General features: G+C 68.7%; 16 protein-coding genes. 13 read left to right on the top strand and 3 right to left on the bottom strand.

Features of this window, described 5'->3' with window-relative positions; genetic code table 11:
* Positions 1-14 precede the first annotated feature (14 nt).
* From DIE11_RS19355 to DIE11_RS19330, 6 genes are all read left to right on the top strand, one after another.
* Positions 15-1,166, top strand: coding sequence for a VanZ family protein (locus tag DIE11_RS19355; RefSeq protein ID WP_124626392.1), 1,152 nt, complete (start codon positions 15-17; stop codon positions 1,164-1,166).
* A gap of 159 nt (positions 1,167-1,325) precedes the next feature.
* A complete protein-coding gene (locus tag DIE11_RS19350; RefSeq protein WP_011694422.1) occupies positions 1,326-1,643 on the top strand; it encodes a ferredoxin in 318 nt (105 codons plus the stop codon).
* A 13-nt stretch (positions 1,644-1,656) separates the two neighbouring features.
* Positions 1,657-2,301 carry an alpha/beta hydrolase gene (locus DIE11_RS19345; RefSeq protein ID WP_059524004.1) on the top strand — a complete coding sequence of 215 codons (645 nt, stop codon included), beginning with the start codon at positions 1,657-1,659 and terminating at the stop codon, positions 2,299-2,301.
* A 482-nt stretch (positions 2,302-2,783) separates the two neighbouring features.
* Positions 2,784-4,100, top strand: coding sequence for a D-alanyl-D-alanine carboxypeptidase family protein (locus DIE11_RS19340; protein WP_124626390.1), 1,317 nt, complete (start codon positions 2,784-2,786; stop codon positions 4,098-4,100).
* A 48-nt stretch (positions 4,101-4,148) separates the two neighbouring features.
* Positions 4,149-5,075, top strand: a complete 927-nt coding sequence (locus tag DIE11_RS19335; protein ID WP_124626387.1) for a D-amino acid aminotransferase — start codon at positions 4,149-4,151, stop codon at positions 5,073-5,075.
* Positions 5,075-5,383 carry a YbeD family protein gene (locus DIE11_RS19330; RefSeq protein WP_057928637.1) on the top strand — a complete coding sequence of 103 codons (309 nt, stop codon included), beginning with the start codon at positions 5,075-5,077 and terminating at the stop codon, positions 5,381-5,383. Before DIE11_RS19335 ends, DIE11_RS19330 begins: the two co-directional genes overlap by 1 nt.
* Here DIE11_RS19330 and DIE11_RS19325 read toward each other — a convergent pair.
* Positions 5,367-6,356 (bottom strand): transcriptional regulator GcvA, encoded by a 990-nt coding sequence (locus tag DIE11_RS19325; RefSeq protein ID WP_059600038.1) that lies wholly within the window; start codon positions 6,354-6,356, stop codon positions 5,367-5,369. The genes DIE11_RS19330 and DIE11_RS19325 overlap by 17 nt on opposite strands.
* 102 nt (positions 6,357-6,458) lie before the next feature.
* Between DIE11_RS19325 and DIE11_RS19320 the strand changes: the two genes are divergently transcribed.
* From DIE11_RS19320 to DIE11_RS19295, 6 genes are all read left to right on the top strand, one after another.
* A complete protein-coding gene (locus tag DIE11_RS19320) occupies positions 6,459-6,785 on the top strand; it encodes a DUF2917 domain-containing protein (RefSeq protein WP_124626386.1) in 327 nt (108 codons plus the stop codon).
* A gap of 83 nt (positions 6,786-6,868) precedes the next feature.
* The gene (gene lipB / locus DIE11_RS19315) at positions 6,869-7,624 is read left to right on the top strand and encodes a lipoyl(octanoyl) transferase LipB (RefSeq protein ID WP_057928547.1); all 756 of its coding nucleotides are present in this window, start codon (positions 6,869-6,871) and stop codon (positions 7,622-7,624) included.
* Positions 7,617-8,609: a lipoyl synthase gene (gene lipA / locus DIE11_RS19310; protein ID WP_059600040.1), complete on the top strand. Its 993-nt coding sequence runs from the start codon at positions 7,617-7,619 to the stop codon at positions 8,607-8,609. The genes lipB and lipA overlap by 8 nt, the downstream gene beginning before the upstream one ends.
* 254 nt (positions 8,610-8,863) lie before the next feature.
* Positions 8,864-9,880 carry a taurine ABC transporter substrate-binding protein gene (gene tauA, locus DIE11_RS19305; RefSeq protein ID WP_124626384.1) on the top strand — a complete coding sequence of 339 codons (1,017 nt, stop codon included), beginning with the start codon at positions 8,864-8,866 and terminating at the stop codon, positions 9,878-9,880.
* A gap of 48 nt (positions 9,881-9,928) precedes the next feature.
* A complete protein-coding gene (locus tag DIE11_RS19300) occupies positions 9,929-10,726 on the top strand; it encodes a taurine ABC transporter ATP-binding protein (RefSeq protein WP_124626382.1) in 798 nt (265 codons plus the stop codon).
* Positions 10,726-11,679: an ABC transporter permease subunit gene (locus tag DIE11_RS19295; protein ID WP_124626474.1), complete on the top strand. Its 954-nt coding sequence runs from the start codon at positions 10,726-10,728 to the stop codon at positions 11,677-11,679. The genes DIE11_RS19300 and DIE11_RS19295 overlap by 1 nt, the downstream gene beginning before the upstream one ends.
* 43 nt (positions 11,680-11,722) lie before the next feature.
* Here the strand turns inward: DIE11_RS19295 and ggt are convergent, their stop codons facing one another.
* Together ggt and DIE11_RS19285 are read right to left on the bottom strand one after the other, a co-directional pair.
* Positions 11,723-13,615: a gamma-glutamyltransferase gene (gene ggt / locus DIE11_RS19290; protein ID WP_124626380.1), complete on the bottom strand. Its 1,893-nt coding sequence runs from the start codon at positions 13,613-13,615 to the stop codon at positions 11,723-11,725.
* 70 nt (positions 13,616-13,685) lie between these two features.
* The gene (locus tag DIE11_RS19285; RefSeq protein WP_124626378.1) at positions 13,686-14,648 is read right to left on the bottom strand and encodes a LysR family transcriptional regulator; all 963 of its coding nucleotides are present in this window, start codon (positions 14,646-14,648) and stop codon (positions 13,686-13,688) included.
* A gap of 240 nt (positions 14,649-14,888) precedes the next feature.
* On the opposite strand from DIE11_RS19285, the gene DIE11_RS19280 reads away from it, so the two are divergent.
* A complete protein-coding gene (locus DIE11_RS19280; protein WP_124626376.1) occupies positions 14,889-17,024 on the top strand; it encodes a 3-hydroxyacyl-CoA dehydrogenase NAD-binding domain-containing protein in 2,136 nt (711 codons plus the stop codon).
* Positions 17,025-17,036 lie beyond the last annotated feature (12 nt).

Raw genomic sequence — 17,036 nt, 5'->3', positions numbered from 1 at the left:
CACGCGCAGCCGCGATGAGCGCGCCGGGCACGTCGCGCGCGTCGTCGCTGGCGCGGCAGGCGTTCGCCGCGTATGCGGCGCTCATCGTCTATGCATCGCTGTATCCGTTCGGCGGCTGGGTATCGCTCGGCATCGGGCCGTTCGATTATTTGTTCGCTCCGATGCAGCGTTATGTGACCGCGTTCGACGTGGTCACCAACGTGCTCGGCTACATGCCGTTCGGCGCACTCGGCGTGCTCGCGCTGCATCCGCGCTGGCGCGGCGTGGCCGCGACGCTGATCGTGGGCGGCCTCGGCGTGCTGCTGTCGGGATCGATGGAGGCGGTGCAGACCTACCTGCCGACGCGCGTCGCGTCGAATCTCGACCTCGCGGCCAATGCACTCGGCGCGCTGCTCGGCGCGGCGCTCGCGGCACCGGCCACCGGCGCGCTGCTCGACCGCGGCGCGTTGCGCCGGCTGCGCTTCGCGTGGTTCGAGACCGACGGCGCGACGCCGCTGCTGCTCGCCGCGCTGTGGCCGTTCGCGATCCTGTTTCCGTCGCCGTTCCTGTTCGGCATCGGCGACTGGCCGGCCGCGCTGTGGGAGCGCGCCGACGGCTCGATGCAGGACGCGCTGCTCGCATGGCTGCCGGCCGCGTGGCGCGTGAGCGAATGGCCCGAGCGCGTCGACGGCTGGCTGTCCGACTCCGCGTGGGAAGCCGCGCTCGGCGGGTTGATGCTGTTCGCCGCGCTGGCGATCGCGTCGCTCGCGATGCGTGCCGGCGCGCCGCGCGTGCGGCTCCTGATCGCGTTCGTCGGCGCGACGCTCGCGCTGAAGGCGGCCGCGACCTTCATGCAGTCGAGCACCGGCCTCGTCGTCGTGTGGGCGACGCCCGGCGCGCGGCTCGGCATCGAGCTCGGCTTCGCGGCGGCGCTGCTCGCGTTGCGCGTGCCGGCCGCGTGGCGCGCGCTGCTCGCGGCGCTCGCGCTGCTGGCCGGTGTGGTGCTCGTCAACCTGCTGCCCGTCAACCCGTTCTTCGATTTCACGCTGTCGGGCTGGCGGCAGGGCCGCTACGTGCACTTCAACAGCATCGCGCGCTGGCTTGCGTGGATCTGGCCCTACGCGGCGCTGATCTGGCTCGGTCAGCGGGTCGAGCATGCGTGGCTGCCGGCCGCGCGGCGGCGCTGACGCCGCAGGAGCGGCAACGGGGCCGCGCGGCCGCGCCTCGCGGCGATCGCGGGCAGCCACGCGCGCCGGTCGCTATAATCGACCGCACATCCGTTGCCGCGCGCAACGGCAATCGCCCTTCTTTCCGCCCGGCACCGCACCGGGCCGCTCGTCACCATCATGGATTCCTACTACCAGCACCACGTCTTCTTCTGCCTGAACCAGCGCGAACCGGGCGCCGAGCGTCCGAGCTGCGCGCAATGCGATGCGCAGACCATGCAGGAGTACGCGAAAAAGCGCGTGAAGGAACTCGGCCTCGCGGGGCCCGGCAAGGTGCGCATCAACAAGGCCGGCTGCCTCGACCGCTGCGAGGAAGGGCCGGTGATGGTCGTGTATCCGGAAGGCACGTGGTACACGTACGTCGATCAGGCCGACATCGACGAGATCGTCGAATCGCACCTGCGCGACGGCAAGGTCGTCGACCGCCTGAAGATCTGAGCGGGCCGGCCGAATGAACGTTCATACGCAGAAGTCGCTGATCCCCGGCCCGGTCGGGCAGATCGAAATCGCGGTCGACCTGCCCGACGCCGTGCGCGAAGGCGGCGCCGCGCCGCGCGGCATCGCGCTCGTCGCGCATCCGCATCCGCTGTTCGGCGGCACGATGGACAACAAGGTCGCGCAAACGCTCGCGCGCACGCTGGTCCAGCTCGACTACGTGGTGTACCGGTCGAATTTCCGCGGCGTCGGCGCGACCGAGGGCGTGCACGACAACGGCATCGGCGAGGCCGACGACCTGCTCGCCGTGCTCGCGCACATGCGCGCGCAGCCGGCCTATGCGGACCTGCCGCTCGTGCTCGCGGGCTTCTCGTTCGGCACTTTCGTGCTGTCGCACGTCGCGAAGCGGTTGCGCGACGCGGGCGAGACGATCGAGCGGATGGTGTTCGTCGGCACGGCCGCGAGCCGCTGGCAGGTCGCCGACGTGCCGGAGAACACGCTCGTGATCCACGGCGAAACCGATGACACGGTGCCGATCGGATCGGTCTACGACTGGGCGCGGCCGCAGGAACTGCCGGTCGTCGTGATCCCCGGCGCCGAGCATTTCCTGCATCGCAAGCTGCACGTGCTGAAGCGCATCATCGTCGACGCGTGGCGTTGATCCGCTGAACCCGGCGTGCGGCGCCGCCGCCGCACGACCGCGATGCCGCCGCGCGCGACATCGCGCCGCGCCGTGTCACGACACGATCGCACATGCCCGCTCCAGCGCGGCGCAACCTGGCTTGCACGGCGCCTGCGCACGCCTTTCGCGTGGCTTCGCGCACGATTCTCGGCAGCGAAGCCGCGCTATCCTCCCGAAGCCTCGGTGTGGCCACCTGAGCCCTGGTTCGCGAAAACGCCGTTCGCGGCCACGTATAATGGCCGCATTTCGCGTCGCCCGCGGCCCGGCCGGGCCCATGCGGCGCTCGTTTCGCCGCCTGTCCGCCCGCTCGCGACGGCCGCGAACCGAACGCGTCCGCATGAGTCCAACCGGCGCGTTTCGTGCCGTCCGACGCAGTCGGACGAACGCCGGAACGCTCGCCGCCTTGCCGTTCAACCCTGCGCGTTTCGCACCGCACTTTCTGCCATCAGCCTGAATCGATCATGCGTCTGTCTCCCCAAGGCCTCAAGTCCCTCGCTTCTTCCATCGCCTTCGGCACCGCCGCGCGCAACGTCGCGCTGGGCGTGATGCTGCCCGTCGCACTCGCGTCGACGATCGTCGTCGCCGAGGCGAAGCCGGCCGCCAAGGCAAAGGCCGCGCATGCCGCGCCGGCCGCCGCCACCGAGCAGTTCACCGGCGCGCCCGCGACGTTCATGCCGGGTGCGGTGCCGCCGCCGGGCGTGAACGCGCGCTCGTGGGTGCTCGTCGATGCGACGAGCAACACCGTGCTCGCATCGGGCAACGCCGACGAACGCGTCGAGCCCGCGTCGCTGACGAAGCTGATGACGGCCTACCTGGTGTTCGAGGCGCTCGACAAGAAGAAGATCTCGATGGAGCAGATCGTCACGCCGAGCGAAGCGGTGCGCCGCGTCGGCCGCGACGAGTCGCGCATGTTCATCGAGGCGAACAAGCCCGTGTCGGTGCACGATCTCGTATACGGGATGATCATCCAGTCGGGCAACGACGCCGCGATCGCGCTGGCCGAACTGGTCGGCGGCAGCGAAGGGCAGTTCGTCACGATGATGAACGACGAGGCGGCGCGCCTCGGCATGAAGGGCACGCACTTCGCCGACGTGAACGGCATGCCCGACCCGAACCACTACACGACGGCCGGCGACCTCGCGAAGCTGTCCGCGCACCTGATCCGCGATTTTCCGCAGTACTACAGCATCTTCTCGGAGAAGGAATTCAAGTACAACAACATCCGCCAGGGCAACCGCAACCGCCTGCTGTGGCTGGATCCGACGGTCGACGGCCTGAAGACGGGCCATACGCAAGCGGCCGGCTATTGCCTGATCGCGTCGGCCAAGCGCGCGATCCCGGGTGTCGACAGCCAGCGCCGTCTCGTGTCGGTGATGATGGGCGAGCAGAAGGAAGGCGAGCGCACGCAGGACAGCATGAAGATGCTGAACTACGGCTATAGCGCGTTCGACGCGGTGCGCCTGTTCAAGGGCGGCCAGGCGATGTCGACGCCGCGCATCTACAAGGGCAAGGAAAACACCGTGCAGGTCGGCGTGAAGGGCGACCAGTGGGTGACCGTGCCGCGCGGCCTGGGTGACAAGGTCAAGCCGGAAGTCGAGGTCAACGCGCCGCTGATCGCGCCGCTCGCGGAAGGCCAGCAGGTCGGTACCGTGAAGATCGTCGCCGACGGCAAGACGCTGTCGGAGTTCCCGGTCGTCGCGCTGCAGGCGGTGCCGGAAGCGGGTATCTTCGGTCGTATCTGGGACTCGATCCTGCTGATGTTCAGCAAGAAGAAGTAAGCACGACGGGCCTTTGTTTTCACGACTTCATCCCCATCTGTCATAGCCATGAGCCAAGCCGAATTCGAACCGATCGTCTACCTCAGCGTGTCGTCGCAGGAGGAGCTGATGCCGCTGTCGCAAGCCCGGGTGCCGGTGCTCGACCGCGGGTTCATCTTCGGCGATGGCGTGTATGAAGTCGTCCCCGTTTATGCGCACGACGGCGCGCACGTGCCGTTCCGGATCGAACAGCATCTGGAGCGGCTCGCGCGCAGCCTGAAGAAGATCGGCATCGACGATCCGCATGACGCGGCCGGCTGGCGCGCGTTGATCGAGCGCGTGGTCGCCGCGAACGCGGAAGGCCTCGGCGACGGCCATGCGCTCGTCTACCTGCAGGTGACGCGCGGTGTCGCGAAGCGCGGCCATGCGTTCCCGGCGAACGCGGTGCCGACGGTGTTCGTCATGACGAGCCCGCTGCGGCTGCCGTCGGAAGAGGAACGCGCGCGGGGCGTGCGCTGCGTGACGGCGGAGGATCGCCGTTGGCTGCATTGCGACATCAAGTCGATTTCTCTGCTCGGCAACGTGCTGATGGCGCAGCATGCGGCCGAACGCGACGCGTTCGAGACGATCCAGCTGCGCGACGACAACGTGACCGAAGGTTCGTCGTCGAACGTATGGATCGTGAAGAACGGCGAGCTGATGGCGCCGCCGCGCAGCAACAGGATCCTTGAAGGGATCCGCTACGCGCTGGTCGAGCAGCTGGCCGAGGAGTGCGGCATTCGGTTCGTCGCGCGCGAGATCAGCGAGGTCGAGTTGCGTTCGGCGGACGAGATCATGATCACGTCGGCCACGAAGGAAATTTTGCCCGTCACGTCGCTCGACGATCTGCCCGTGCAGGGCGGCAAACCGGGCCCCGTGTTCGCGGCGTTGTACGACGCATACCAGCGTGCGAAGGCACGCGAGTTTGAACAGTTTGACCTAACCCGGAGAAAATGATGAGCGAACCGACCAAAACCATCGAGGTCACCGGCGCGATCGATACCCGGAAGGAGTCGCTGCTGGAGTTTCCGTGCGATTTCCCGATCAAGATCATGGGCAAGGCGCACCCGGAATTCAAGGACACGATCTTCAAGGTCGTGGCCGTCCACGACAACGAGATCGACGTCGAGAAAATCGAGGAGCGTGCATCGAGCGGCGGCAACTACACCGGCCTCACGATCACCGTGCGCGCGACCAGCCAGCAACAGCTCGACGACATCTACCGCGCACTGACCGGCCATCCGATGGTCAAGGTCGTGCTCTGAGCGCCGCTTTCCACCCGCCTTCCTGCGCGCACTCGGCGGGGGTTTTCCCCGCCGCGCGCCGCGCGTCCAGCTCGTCGCACAGCAGCTTGTATTCGGCGACTTCCTGAAGCAGCCAGGTCCTGAACGCCTGCACGCGCGGCGTGTTCAGGAGCGGCGGCGGACACACGAAAAAATAGTGCCACGGGCTCTGCCCGTCGATGTCGAACAGGCGCACGAGGCGCCCGTCCAGCAGGTCGTGCACCGCGAGCGAGCGGCGCACCAGCGCGATGCCCTGGCCGTCGATCGCGGCCAGCAACAGGTTCGACGAATCCTGGTACAGAATCCCCCGTTTCGGCTCGGTCAGCGTATCGAGCCCGGCCGCGTCGAACCACGGCCGCCACAGCTCGTCGTCCGAGCGCAGCAGCTTGTAGTGCACGAGATCGGCGGGCGTCTGCGGCAGCTTGCCGCCGTTCAGCGTCGGCGAGCACGCCGGAAAGAACACCTCCTCGAACAGCGGCTCGACATGCAGCCCCGGATAGCTGCCCGAGCCGAACCGGATCGCGAGGTCGACGTCGTCGCGCGCGAAATCGGTGAGCGAGTTGGTCGACTGCAGTTCGACGTCGATTTCCGGATGCCGCTCGATGAACGTGCCGATGCGCGGCGTGATGAAGCGTGCGGCGAACGACGACAGCATCGACACCACCAGCCGTCGGCTGCGGTCGCTTGCGCGCACCTCGCGCGTCGCATCGGCGATCACCATCAGCGCGCTACGGACCTGCTGCGCGTAGCGCATGCCGGCGTCGGTCAGGCACAGCCGCTTGCCGTTGCGCGTGAACAGCTGCACGCCGAGCTCCTCCTCGAGCGCGCGAACCTGGTGACTGACCGCGCCGTGCGTGACATACAGCTCGTCGGCGGCGCGGGAGAAATTCTCGTGGCGGGCGGCGGCTTCGAACGCGCGAATCGCGTTCAGCGCAGGCAGCTGGCGGAGGTCCATTTGCTAATTTTCCTCACATCGACGTGAAAATTGGTCGTTTGGTCGAGTGCCTTCAAATGACTACGATTGTAGCCATCGAAGCATTTATTGGCGGAGTCGATCATGCAAGAAATTTCTTCAAGCATCACCTTCGAAATTCCCGCGGGCGAAACCGTGCCGATGAAGGTGCAGCGCAGCACCCGCCTGACGGTGCAGTGCGGGCCGGTATGGGCGACGCGCAGCAATGACGTCGAAGACTACTTCCTGGTCGACGGCGAGACGCTCCGGCTGCATCGCGGCGAGCGGCTGTGGCTCAGTGCGGAAGGCCGGCAGGGCGCGCATGTCGCGTTCTCGGTGTCGCGGCCGGCAGGGGAAGTCGCGCGCGGCGCGCTCGCGCGGCTGCGCAATCGCGTGAATGCGCTGCTCCACGACGGCTGGCGCACCGTCTGACGGGACTTTCCTCCGACGGATACTCGCGATCCGTCCCCTTCCAGAGCCGGCGAGACGCATGGGTTTTCGGTAAACTACCGGCCATGTCCGTCTCGCCGGTTGCCATCGTGTCCACGCCTGTCGCTGTTTCCGAATCGCCCGCCGGGTCTCCGGTTCAGCCCGTCGCGCCGGTCACCGTGCGCTGGCGGGGCAGCGAGGCCTACGAGACGAGCTTCGACGCGATGCGCGCGTTCACCGACACGCGCACGGCCGACACCGGCGACGAAATCTGGGTCGTCGAGCATCCGCCCGTCTACACGCTCGGCCAGGCCGGCGACCCGGCCCACCTGCTGGTGGCCGACAGCGGCGTGCCGCTCGTGAAGGTCGACCGCGGCGGGCAAATCACCTACCACGGCCCCGGCCAGATCGTCGTCTACCTGCTGCTGGACCTGCGCCGGCGCAAGCTGATGGTGCGCACGCTCGTGACGAAGATCGAGGAGGCCGTGATCGAAACCCTCGCGGCGTATAATCTCGCTTCGGTCCGCAAGGCGGGCGCGCCGGGAATCTACGTGGCATCCGGCGTGCACGAGGGCGCGAAGATCGCGGCCCTCGGCCTGAAGATCCGCAACGGCTGCAGCTATCACGGCCTGAGCCTGAACGTGAAGATGGATCTGCGCCCGTTTCTCGCGATCAACCCGTGCGGCTATGCCGGACTGGAAACCGTCGACATGGCGAGCCTCGAGGTTGCCGCCGACTGGAACGACGTCGCCCACACGCTGGTGGGGCGTCTGATCGCCAACCTCGACGGCGAATCCGCGGCCGCCGACAAGCCGCAGGCACTGGAACATTCGAATGACTGACGTTACCGCTTCCCCCGCACCGGCCGATTCGGCCGCGACCCCTGCCTACGATCCGACCGCCAAGCAGAAGGCGCAGGCGAAGACGGCGCGCATCCCGATCAAGGTCATTCCGATCGAGAAGCTGAAGAAGCCGGAATGGATCCGCGTGAAGGCGGCCACCGGCAGTTCGCGCTTCAACGAGATCAAGACGATCCTGCGCGAGCACAACCTGCACACCGTGTGCGAGGAAGCGAGCTGCCCGAACATCGGCGAATGCTTCGGCAAGGGCACCGCGACGTTCATGATCATGGGCGACAAGTGCACGCGCCGCTGCCCGTTCTGCGACGTCGGCCACGGCCGTCCCGATCCGCTCGACGCGGATGAACCGAAGAACCTGGCCCGCACGATCGCCGCGCTGAAGCTCAAATACGTGGTGATCACGAGCGTCGACCGCGACGACCTGCGCGACGGCGGCGCCGCCCACTTCGTCGAGTGCATCCGCGAAACGCGCGCGCAGTCGCCGGAAACGCGCATCGAGATCCTGACGCCGGACTTCCGCGGCCGTCTCGACCGCGCGATCTCGATCCTGAACGCGGCACCGCCCGACGTGATGAACCACAACCTCGAGACGGTGCCGCGCCTGTACAAGGAAGCGCGCCCGGGTTCGGACTACGCGCACTCGCTGAAGCTCCTGAAGGACTTCAAGGCGCAGCATCCGGACGTCGCGACGAAGTCGGGCCTGATGGTCGGCCTCGGCGAGACCGAAGAGGAAATCCTGCAGGTGATGCGCGATCTGCGCGCGCACGACGTCGACATGCTGACGATCGGCCAGTACCTGCAGCCGTCCGAGCACCACCTGCCGGTGCGTGCGTATGTGCATCCCGACACGTTCAAGATGTACGAGGAAGAGGCGTACAAGATGGGCTTCACGCACGCGGCCGTCGGCGCGATGGTGCGGTCGAGCTATCACGCCGATCTGCAGGCGCACGGGGCAGGGGTGGTCTGAGCGCCATTGGCCTGTTCCGCAGAAGTCATGCAGTCGAAAAAAGCCCGCAGCGATGCGGGCTTTTTCGTTGGTGCGGCTGCCGCCCGCGCGTTCGCACGACAATCGCCACCCGACCGGATGCCCGATCCGGTCGAACGTGGAAAGCAAAGCTGAAACGGCATCGATAGCTTCGCAGGATAAGTTCGCTCCCGCCGCGCGCAAAGCTCGTAAAGTCGGCTCTCCCGCAGCAATGCCCGCATTCGAAGGAGAGCCGCATGTCCCGTTTCAGCTTCATCCGCCGCGCCGCCGTCGCGCTGACCGCCTTTGCCGCGCTGGGCGCGGCGCACGCCGAATCGCGCGAAGTCGTGATCGCGTACCAGGACATGGTCGTGCCGTGGCGCTACGCGCAGGCAAGCGGTGAAGTCGAAAAGGCGACCGGCTACAAGGTCACGTTCCGCAAGCTCGACAGCGGCGCCGACGTGATCCGCGCGCTCGCGTCGGGCTCCGTGCAGCTCGGCGAGGCCGGGTCGAGCCCGATCGCAGCCGGCCTGTCGCAGGGGCTCGATATCTCGCTGTTCTGGGTGCTCGACAACATCAACGACGCCGAGGCGCTCGTCGCGCGCAACGGCTCGGGCGTCACGCGCATCGCGGCGCTGAAGGGCAAGAAGATCGGCGTGCCGTTCGTGTCGACGTCGCATTTCCATACGCTCGTCGCGCTGCAGGCCGCCGGCGTGAATCCGAACGACGTGAAGATCGTCAACCTGCGTCCGCCCGAAGTCGCGGCCGCGTGGGCGCGCGGCGACATCGACGCGACCTATATCTGGGATCCCGTGCTCGCGAAGGTCAAGCAGTCGGGCACCGTGCTGACGACGTCCGGTCAGGTTGCGAAAGAAAGTGGCAAGGCGACGTTCGACGGCTTCGTCGTGAGCCGCAAGTTCGCGCGCGAGAACCCCGAGTTCGTCACGCGCTTCGTGAAGGTGCTCGCGTCCGCCGACGCCGATTACCGCGCGCACGCGGCCGCGTGGAAGGCCGGTTCGCCGCAGGTCGCGGCGGTCGCGAAGGTGTCGGGCGCGAACGTGCAGGACGTGCCCGCGAGCCTCGCGCTCTACGCGTTCCCGACGCCGGCCGAGCAGGCGTCGCCGACCTGGCTCGGCGGCGGTGCGCAGTCGGGCGCCGCGAAGTCGCTCGCGGCTACCGCCACCTTCCTCAAATCGCAAGGCACGATCCAGACGGTGCTCGCCGACTACTCGGTCGGCGTCGATCCGCAGTTCGTGCAGAAGGCCGCGCGCTGAGCGCGGCGCATCAGGCGACTCAGGCCACTCATCGCGGAGCCCTCGATCATGAGCACGCTGGAAGTCCGTCAAGTATCGGTCGCCTATCCGGGCGAACGCGGTCGGACGACGACGCAGGCGCTCGCGCGCGTCGACCTGCGCATCGATTCCGGTGAATTCGTCGTCGCGCTCGGCGCGTCGGGGTGCGGGAAGACGACGCTGCTGAACTGCATGGCCGGCTTCGTCGTGCCGACGACGGGCGACGTGCGCGTCGACGGCGTACCGGTCGCGGGCCCCGGCGCCGATCGCGGCGTCGTATTCCAGAAATACGCGTTGCTGCCATGGCTCGACGTGCTCGACAACGTCGCGCTCGGGCTGCGCTTCGCACGCGTGTCGAAGGCCGAACGCCAAGCGCGTGCGACGGAGATGCTCGCGCTCGTCGGCCTCGAGCGCCATGCGCATGCGCGCGTGTACGAACTGTCGGGCGGGATGCAGCAGCGCGTCGGCATCGCGCGTGCGCTCGCGAGCGATCCGCGCGTGCTGCTGATGGACGAGCCGATGGGCGCGCTCGACGCGATGACGCGCGGCACGATGCAGGCGCTCGTCCTCGACGTATGGGCGCGCACGGGCAAGACGGTGTTCTTCATCACGCACGACGTCGAGGAGGCGCTGTTCCTCGCGACGCGTCTCGTCGTGATGACGCCCGGCCCCGGCCGCATCGCGGAAACCTTCGAGCTGCCGTTCGCGCGGCGCTACGTCGAATCGCGCGATGCGCGCGCGGTGAAGTCGTCGCCGGAATTCATCGCATGGCGCGAGCGGCTGATCGCGTATCTGCATCGCGACGAGGCGGTCGGGGAGACCGCGTGATGCACGAGTTCGCGCGGCAGGGCGCGTCCGTCGGGCGCGGCCGGATCAGTACTTTGCACAGGCAGGACGACATGAGCACGCAGGATTCCTGGGTGGCCGATCGAGCGGCCGGGAGGTTCGAGCAGGACGAGCGCACGACGCGGCGCAAGGCGGCGCGGCCGTCGCGCCGCTACCGGTTGCCGGGCCAGGGAAAAACCGCAGGGCTCAGCGCGGCGACGGTCGCGGCGCTGGCCGTGCTGTGGTGGGTCGCGACGCATTGGCAGTGGTTGCCGCCGCTGTTCCTGCCCGCGCCGGAAGCGGTGTGGGCGGCATTCGTCGACGCGTGGCACGGCCGCATCCAGGGCGGCCTGCCGCTGTCCGAGCATCTGCTGTGGAGTGCCGCGCGCGTGTTCGGGGCGTTCCTGCTCGCCACCGTGGCCGGCGTGCCGGCCGGCGTCCTGATGGGCGTGAGCCGCGTTGCGCGCGGCGTGCTCGATCCGCTGCTGGAGTTCTACCGGCCGCTGCCGCCGCTCGCGTACCTGCCGCTCGTCGTGATCTGGTTCGGCATCGACGAGACGGCGAAGCTGGTCGTGATCTTCCTCGCGTGCTTCGCGCCGATCGCGATGGCCGCCCGTGCGGGCGTGCGTGCGGCGACGGTCGAGCAGATCAACGCCGCATATTCGCTCGGCGGCAGCTTCGCGCAGGTCGTGCGCCACGTCGTGCTGCCGGCCGCGCTGCCGGAAATCCTCACCGGCCTGCGGATCGCCATCGGGTTCGGCTGGACGACGCTCGTCGCAGCCGAGATGGTCGCCGCGACGGCCGGACTCGGGCAGATGGTGCTCAATGCGTCGAGCTTCCTGCGCACGGATATCGTCGTGATGGGCATCCTGATCATCGGCGCGATCGCGTGGCTGTTCGATCTCGCGATGCGATGGGTCGAGCGGCGGATCGTGCCGTGGAAAGGGCGCGGATGACACGCAGCAGGCGGCGCATGTGCGCCGCCTCTGCCGGCTGCCTTCAATCCCCCATCGCGATCCCTTCGCGCCGCGGGTCGGCGCCGCCGAACCACACCGTCTGCCCCTGCACGTTCAGCCGCTGGATCCCCTGCAGTCCCGAATTCATCTCGACGACCTGCACGTCGTGCCCGCGCCCCTTCAGCCCGTCGACGAGCGCGTCCGACACGCGGCCGCGCTCGAGCTGCGTCGGCCCGTTCATCGACCCGACGTTCGGCAGCGCGATCGCCTGCTGCATCGTCATCCCCCAGTCCATCACGCCGATCAGCGTCTTCGCGACGTGGTTGATGATCGCGGGGCCGCCGGCCGAACCGACGATCATGGTCACCTGCTTCGTCTTCTTGTCGAACACGAGTTCCGGCGACATCGACGAGCGCGGCCGCTTGCCCGGCTGCACGCGGTTCGCGACGGGCCGGCCGTTCTCGCTCGCCACGAACGAGAAATCGGTGAGCTGGTTGTTCAGCATGAAACCGCGCACCATCAGCCGCGAGCCGAATGCGTCCTCGACGCTGGTCGTCATCGACAGCGCCTGGCCGTAGCGGTCGACGATGGCGATGTCGGACGTCGACGGCATGTCGGGGCTGCGGTCGTCGGCCAGCGCGAGCGTCGCGCCCTGCGGCGTGCCGGCCTGCGCGATGCCCATGCTCGTGTCGCCGATCAGGCGCGCGCGCTGCGCGAGATAGGTCTTGTCGGTGAGGCTTGCCCAGTTGCCGCCCGGCAGCGGCACGAAATCGGGATCGGCGACATAGCGCGCGCGGTCCGCATACGCGAGGCGTCCGGCCTCGCTGAACAGATGCGCGGCAAACGGCGTCGGCTCGTAGCCCAGCTCGGTCCGCACCGGCTTCTGCGCGCCGATCTGCTGCCAGTCGGGCATCGCCTCGAGGATGCCCAGCATCTGCGCGACCGCGAGGCCGCCCGACGACGGCGGCGGCATCCCGCACACCACCGAGCGCCGGTAGTCGGCGCACAGCGGCGCGCGCACCTTCGCCTTGTAGTGCGCGAGATCCTGCAGCGACAGCAGGCCCGGGTTGGTCGGGTGCTTGCGCACCTTCGCGACGATGTCGCGCGCGATCGCGCCGGAGTAGAACGCGTTCGCGCCGCGCTCGGCGATCTGGCGCAGCACGGTCGCGAGCGCGGGGTTCTTCAGCACCGTGCCGGCCGTCTTCGGCGTGCCGTCCTTGTTGTAGAAGTACGCACGCGCGGCCGGGTCGTTCTTCAGGTACCGGTCGTTCGCGATCAGCATCGCCAGGCGCGGGCTGATCGTGAAGCCGTGCTCGGCGAGCCGGATCGCGGGCTGGAACAGCCGGCGCCACGGCAGCTTGCCGTGCGCACGGTGCGCGGTGTCGAGCATGCGCAGCACGCCCGGAGTGCCGACCGAGCGACCGCCGACGACGCCTTCGTAGAAACCCATCGGCTGGCCGGTCGGCCCGTAGAACAGGCGGTCGGTCGCGGCGGCCGGCGCGGTTTCGCGGCCGTCGTACGCCTGCGTCGCACGGCCGTCGAAGTACAGCATGAACGCGCCGCCGCCGATCCCCGACGATTGCGGCTCGACGAGCGCGAGCACCATCTGCGTCGCGATCGCGGCGTCGATCGCGGTGCCGCCGGCCTTCAGCATCTCGTAGCCGGCCTGCGTCGCGAGCGGGTTCGCGGCCGCGATCATGAAGTGCTGCGAGGTCCAGCCCGGCTTGTCGGTCCAGCCGGACGACTGTTCCGGCGCGTGCACGCCGGGCAGCGGCACCGCGGCGCCCGACGCGGCGGCGACCGGGACGACGGCGCCCGACGGCGCGGACGGGGACGTGCAGCCGGCGCTGAACGTGACGAGCGCGGCGAGCGTGACGTGCGCGAGCGCGGCAACGGGCGTCCAGGGACGCGAATGCGGACGAATCCGGTCGAACATTGAACCCTCGGCAACAGTGAATTCGAAGGAGGCGGCGTGTGCGCGGCACGCGCTCCGCACGGGCGGCGCGCTATTGTCGCCGCGCGGCCGGCGGGTTGTCACCCGACAGGAAACCCTGACGCATCCCGTCCGGCCCGCCCCGGCCGGTCTTTCCGGCCTGTTCGAGGATGAACTCTATGAACGTCGCGGTCGCGCGCGTGTGGTGCCGGTTCGGCATGTAGAGCATGTACATGTGCGTGCCGAAGATGCTGAGCCGGTACGCGTCGAGCGACGTGACGACGATGCCGCGCCGCATGTCGTCCTGCATCACGTAGTCGGGCACGATGCCGACGCCGATCCCGGCGAGGATCGCCTGGCGCAGGAACAGGAAGTTCTCCGAAATCAGTGTGGGTTCGAGCAGCACCTCGTGGCGCTCGTCGCCGAGATACGCGGCGATCCGCAGCTGCCGCCCCAGCACCGTCGCGGTGACGACCGGCGCGGCGGCCAGCGCCTCGAGGCTCGCGGGCATCCCGTGCGCGGCCGCGAACGCGGGCGACGCGCACGCGACGTAGCGCACCGCGCCCATGTCGCGCGCGACGAGGTTCTGAGGCGGCTCGGACATCACGCGGATCGCGATGTCGACTTCGTCGCGCATCAGGTCCTCCACGCGATTCTCGAACACCACGTCGAGCACGATGCCCGGATGCAGGCGCTTGAACGCGAGCAACCACTCCGACATCACCATCTGCCCGTAGCCGCTCGGCACCGACAGCCGCACGCGGCCCTGCAGGTCCTGGCCGAGCGTCGTCACCGATTCCTGCGCGGCGAGCAGTTCGTTGCGGATGCGCCGGCCGTGCTCGTACAGCTTCAGCCCGATCTCGGTCGGCTCGATGCGGCGCGTCGTGCGACGCACGAGCTGCTGGCCGATCGAGCGTTCGAGCTGGTTCAGCCGGTAGCTGACGTTCGCGCGGCTCATCTTGAGCCGCTGCGCGGCCTTGCTCAGATTGCCCGCGTCGAGGATCTCGACGAGCAGCGTCAGCGCGTTCAGGTCCATGCCCGGTGTCTCCCGATCCGGCCCGTTTAACGGTCCGAAAACATTCAATGTCAAGTCAGACTTGACAGCTTGTAAAGGCGCGCGGGAATTGTCAATAAATCTCGATCAATCGAGAATCGAGTCATGCCCGGCAAACACGCCGGATCGTTTGCCGCCGCGCGGCACCCGGCTCGGGAGCCGGCACCGCTCGCCGGCCCGACGACCGGTTCCGCCCGCGCGGCGCACCGCACTGGAGACACGATGAATTCACCCGCTTCCACCGAACCATCCCGAGCCGGCACCGTCACGCGCGAACGGCGCGACAAGGTGCTCGTCGTCACGATCGACCATCCGCCCGTCAACGCGCTGTCCGCCGACGTGCGGCGCGGTCTCGCCGACGCGCTCGACGCCGCGCAGGCCGACGACGCGATCCGTGCGGTGCTGATCGTCGGCGCCGGCCGCAACTTCATCGCGGGCGCCGACATCCGCGAGTTCGGCAAGCCGCCGGTGCCGCCGTCGCTGCCGGACGTGTGCGAGCGGATCGAGTCGAGCGCGAAGCCGGTCGTGGTGGCGCTGCACGGCGCGACGCTCGGCGGCGGCCTCGAGGTCGCGCTCGCCGCGCATTACCGGCTGGCGGTGCCCGGCGCGAAGCTCGGCCTTCCCGAAGTCACGCTCGGCCTGCTGCCCGGCGCGGGCGGCACGCAGCGCACGCCGCGCCTGATCGGCGCGAAGGCCGCGCTCGACCTGATGCTGACGGGGCGTCACGCAAGCGCCGACGAAGCGCTCGCGCTCGGCCTCGTCGATCGCGTCGCGCACAGCGACGACACGCTCGCCGAAGGTCTCGCCTATGCGCAGGAGCTCGTGTCGCTCGGCGCGCCGGCGCGGCGCACGCGCGATGCGCAGGGGCTTGCCGATCGCGCGGCCGCGCAGGCCGCGATCGACGCGGCGCGCGCCGACCTGCCGAAGAAGTCGCGCGGCCTGTTCTCGCCGGCGAAGATCGTCGATGCGGTCGAGGCCGCGCTCACGCTGTCGTTCGACGCGGGGATGAAGCTCGAACGCGGCCTGTTCCTGCAATGCGTCGACAGCCCGCAGCGCGCGGGCCTCGTGCATGCATTCTTCGCGGAACGCGAGGCGGCCAAGGCACCCGAGGCGCGCCGCGCGAGCGCGCGTGCGGTCGAGCGGATCGGCGTGGTCGGTGGCGGCACGATGGGCGCGGGCATCGCGGTCGCGGCGCTCGATGCCGGGCTGCCCGTGACGATGATCGAGCGCGACGAAGCGTCGCTCGCGCGCGGCCGCGCGCATGTCGAGAAGGTGTACGACGGCCTCGTCGCGAAGGGGCGGATGACGCCGGCCGCGCACGCGGCGCGGCTCGCGCGCTTCAAGGGCAGCACGTCGTATGACGCGCTCGCGCAGGCCGACGTGGTCATCGAAGCCGTGTTCGAGGACATGGACGTGAAGAAGGCGGTGTTCGCGGAACTTTCGCGCGTGTGCAAGCCGGGCGCGGTGCTCGCGACCAACACGTCGTATCTCGACATCGACGAGCTGGCCGCCAGCATCGACCGCCCGTCCGACGTGATCGGCCTGCATTTCTTCTCGCCGGCCAACGTGATGAAGCTGCTCGAGATCGTCGTGCCGGCGCGCGTGAGTGCGGATGTCGTCGCGACCGCGTTCGCACTGGCCAAACAGCTGAAGAAGACGCCGGTGCGCGCCGGCGTGTGCGACGGCTTCATCGGCAACCGGATCCTCGCGGTCTATCGCACGGCGGCCGATTATCTGATGGAAGATGGCGCGTCGCCGTATCAGATCGATCGCGCGGTGCGTGAATTCGGCTTCCCGATGGGGCCGTTCCAGGTCGTCGACCTCGCGGGCGGCGACATCGGCTGGGCGACCCGCAAGCGCCGCGCGGCGACGCGCGACCCGCGCGCGCGCTACGTGGAGATTTCCGACCGGCTGTGCGAGTGCGGCTGGTTCGGGCAGAAGACCGCGCGCGGCTACTACCTGTATCCGGACGGCGCGCGCGTCGGCACGCCGGACCCGGAAGTCGAGGCGATCGTCGCCGACGAGCGCGCGAAGAAGGGCATCGCGCCGCGCACGTTCACCGACGACGAGATCATGCGCCGCTACCTCGCCGCGATGATCAACGAAGGTGCGAACGTCGTGCACGAGAAGATCGCGCTGCGCCCGCTCGACGTCGACGCCGTGTTCCTGTACGGCTACGGCTTCCCGCGCTATCGCGGCGGCCCGATGCACTACGCGGACACGGTCGGCCTCGCGAACGTGCTCGCCGACATCCGCGCGTTCGCGAAGGAGGATCCGCTGTTCTGGAAGCCTTCGCCGTTGATCGTCGAGCTGGTCGAGCGCGGCGCGGATTTCGCGAGCCTGAACCGTATCGACTGAACGCCCACCGCA

The sequence above is a fragment of the Burkholderia sp. Bp9012 genome (assembly GCF_003853825.1).
Lineage (GTDB): Bacteria > Pseudomonadota > Gammaproteobacteria > Burkholderiales > Burkholderiaceae > Burkholderia > Burkholderia diffusa.
Note: the sequence above shows the minus strand (reverse complement) of the source record. Positions and strands in the feature narration are given on the sequence as shown.

What these genes read in the sequence shown, in the direction of transcription:
- DIE11_RS19350 (WP_011694422.1), top strand. Translation starts at nt 1,326, where the DNA reads ATGGATTCCTACTACCAGCACCACGTCTTCTTCTGCCTGAACCAGCGC.
- ggt (WP_124626380.1), bottom strand. Translation starts at nt 13,615, where the DNA reads ATGTTCGACCGGATTCGTCCGCATTCGCGTCCCTGGACGCCCGTTGCC.
- DIE11_RS19330 (WP_057928637.1), top strand. Translation starts at nt 5,075, where the DNA reads ATGAGCGAACCGACCAAAACCATCGAGGTCACCGGCGCGATCGATACC.
- lipB (WP_057928547.1), top strand. Translation starts at nt 6,869, where the DNA reads ATGTCCGTCTCGCCGGTTGCCATCGTGTCCACGCCTGTCGCTGTTTCC.
- DIE11_RS19320 (WP_124626386.1), top strand. Translation starts at nt 6,459, where the DNA reads ATGCAAGAAATTTCTTCAAGCATCACCTTCGAAATTCCCGCGGGCGAA.
- DIE11_RS19295 (WP_124626474.1), top strand. Translation starts at nt 10,726, where the DNA reads ATGCACGAGTTCGCGCGGCAGGGCGCGTCCGTCGGGCGCGGCCGGATC.
- DIE11_RS19280 (WP_124626376.1), top strand. Translation starts at nt 14,889, where the DNA reads ATGAATTCACCCGCTTCCACCGAACCATCCCGAGCCGGCACCGTCACG.
- DIE11_RS19335 (WP_124626387.1), top strand. Translation starts at nt 4,149, where the DNA reads ATGAGCCAAGCCGAATTCGAACCGATCGTCTACCTCAGCGTGTCGTCG.
- DIE11_RS19340 (WP_124626390.1), top strand. Translation starts at nt 2,784, where the DNA reads ATGCGTCTGTCTCCCCAAGGCCTCAAGTCCCTCGCTTCTTCCATCGCC.
- DIE11_RS19345 (WP_059524004.1), top strand. Translation starts at nt 1,657, where the DNA reads ATGAACGTTCATACGCAGAAGTCGCTGATCCCCGGCCCGGTCGGGCAG.
- DIE11_RS19355 (WP_124626392.1), top strand. Translation starts at nt 15, where the DNA reads ATGAGCGCGCCGGGCACGTCGCGCGCGTCGTCGCTGGCGCGGCAGGCG.
- DIE11_RS19300 (WP_124626382.1), top strand. Translation starts at nt 9,929, where the DNA reads ATGAGCACGCTGGAAGTCCGTCAAGTATCGGTCGCCTATCCGGGCGAA.
- tauA (WP_124626384.1), top strand. Translation starts at nt 8,864, where the DNA reads ATGTCCCGTTTCAGCTTCATCCGCCGCGCCGCCGTCGCGCTGACCGCC.
- lipA (WP_059600040.1), top strand. Translation starts at nt 7,617, where the DNA reads ATGACTGACGTTACCGCTTCCCCCGCACCGGCCGATTCGGCCGCGACC.
- DIE11_RS19325 (WP_059600038.1), bottom strand. Translation starts at nt 6,356, where the DNA reads ATGGACCTCCGCCAGCTGCCTGCGCTGAACGCGATTCGCGCGTTCGAA.
- DIE11_RS19285 (WP_124626378.1), bottom strand. Translation starts at nt 14,648, where the DNA reads ATGGACCTGAACGCGCTGACGCTGCTCGTCGAGATCCTCGACGCGGGC.